Below are 1867 nucleotides of genomic sequence, written 5' to 3'. Positions count from 1 at the left end.
GGGGCGGACATCGCATAAAATCCCGGCGTTGGCGGTGCCGCTATTTCTGGCACGATTGCTCATGCCGTTGACGCACACCAGACCCGGTTGGGTCGATGCCGTAATGACCTCACCCCCGGGGCACATGCAGAAGGAATATACACCCCGGCCATTTGCATCCCGATAGCTCAGCTTATAATCCGCAGCGGGTAATCCCTGGGTATCCCCATATTGGGAATGATCGATGAGGGCTTGGGGATGCTCCATGCGCACCCCTATGGAAAAGGGCTTTTGCTCCATGGGGATATTCGCCCCTTTTAGCATGGCGAAGGTATCCCGTGCGGAGTGCCCCAGGGCCAGGATGACGCTGCTGCTGGAAAGGCTGCTCTCTTTTCCGTCTTTGAGGACTTCTACCCCGCAGACCTCCCCGGAATCCGTCACCTGGAGGCCTGTCACCTTTGTGTTAAAACGGATCTCACCCCCAGCCGCCTCAATGCGACGGCGCAGGGTCACTACCACGGCCCTCAGAACATCCGTGCCGATGTGGGGCTTTTGCTTATAGAGAATATCTTCCGGTGCCCCGGCTTGAACAAAAGCCTCTAACACCCTTCGAATCCGAGGGTCCTTGGTCCCCGTGGTGAGTTTACCATCGGAGAAGGTGCCCGCACCGCCCTCCCCAAAGAGGACGTTGGATTCGGGATTGAGGTGACCCTCTGTCCAAAAGGCCGCCACATCCTTTACCCGCTTGACCATATCCCCACCCCGTTCCAGGACGATGGGGGCGTAGCCCGCCTCTGCCAAATACAGGGCGGCAAAAAGGCCGCAGGGACCAAACCCCACCACCACCGGTCGGCCAGTGAGCGGTTCCTGCCCGGGCACAATGGCTGGGTTCTTTTGCTTTTTAATGGGCTGGGCAGTTTTCTTTCCCTTGCCTCTCAGGGGCAGGGCGGTGCTGAAATCCACGGTATAGACCAGCCGGATATCGGATTGCTCCCGGGCGTCAATGGATTCTTTTCTGACGGTGAACTCCCCTGGGCCCAAGGTATCCTGGGGCAGGCCACAGATCTTTTCTATTTTTCTTGGAATAAGGGACCAATCTTCTTTGATATTCAGTTTGATATTATTGATACGATAGCGGGTCTTTTTCATTGTGTCTCCATCTACTTTGAAAGGGCGGCAACCGCCGCCTGACGTCCGGTTCGGAAGGCATAATCCAGATTATAGCCACCACAGGGGCCGTCATAATCCAAAATTTCTCCAGCAAAATAAAGCCCCGGCACCAGCCGGGATTCAAGGGTGCGTGGGTTGACCTCATCCCAAGGGATTCCACCAGCAGTGCACTGGGCCATCTTAAAGCCCATCACCCCCGAGGGCTTCATCACCAGGGCGTGGAGACATTCCTCCACTCGGGCAAAATCCTCTGGGGTACAGTCTTTTAGGGGCTGCCTCCCCGTCATTCCCCATTGGCTGAGCACCCACTTGGCTAGGGGCGGTTTTAACATCCCACCAAGGAGGTCAAGACAATGGCTCTCCCCAAAATAGTCGTACTGTTTCATCAAGAAGGGATAAAAGGATTCTCCGGGGTAAATATCCAGGGTGATGGTATAGGGGGATAGTCGTCTTTCATCCCGATAGACCAGATATCGGCTTAAATTAAAGACGCAAATCCCCGAGATACCGTAGTCCGTCAATTGGACTTCCCCGGCCTCCACAAAAACAGGCTCTTCCTCCCAATAAAGGGTAAGCCGTCCCTTTACCCGCACCCCCTTAAGGGCCTTAGGCAGATCCTCACAGATCACCCCAGTTAAGACTGGCAGGGTTTTGGTCACCTGATGTCCCAGGGACTTGGCCAGGGTGTAGCCGTCCCCAGAGCACCCATAGGCTGGCC

At 55.8% G+C, this 1867-nt stretch carries 2 protein-coding genes; both read right to left on the bottom strand.

The window, feature by feature from the left end; all coding sequences use genetic code 11:
- Window positions 1-1128: NAD(P)/FAD-dependent oxidoreductase (locus VB081_RS14480; RefSeq protein ID WP_323401485.1), on the bottom strand; the 1128-nt coding region annotated here is incomplete at its 3' end.
- Window positions 1129-1139: 11 nt separating this feature from the next.
- The coding region (locus VB081_RS14475) for an NAD(P)/FAD-dependent oxidoreductase (RefSeq protein WP_323401484.1) at window positions 1140-1867 on the bottom strand (728 nt) is incomplete at its 5' end.

It is taken from the genome of Christensenella sp. (assembly GCF_034927525.1).
GTDB lineage: Bacteria > Bacillota > Clostridia > Christensenellales > Christensenellaceae > Christensenella.
This window is presented reverse-complemented; position numbering and strand designations above follow the sequence as displayed.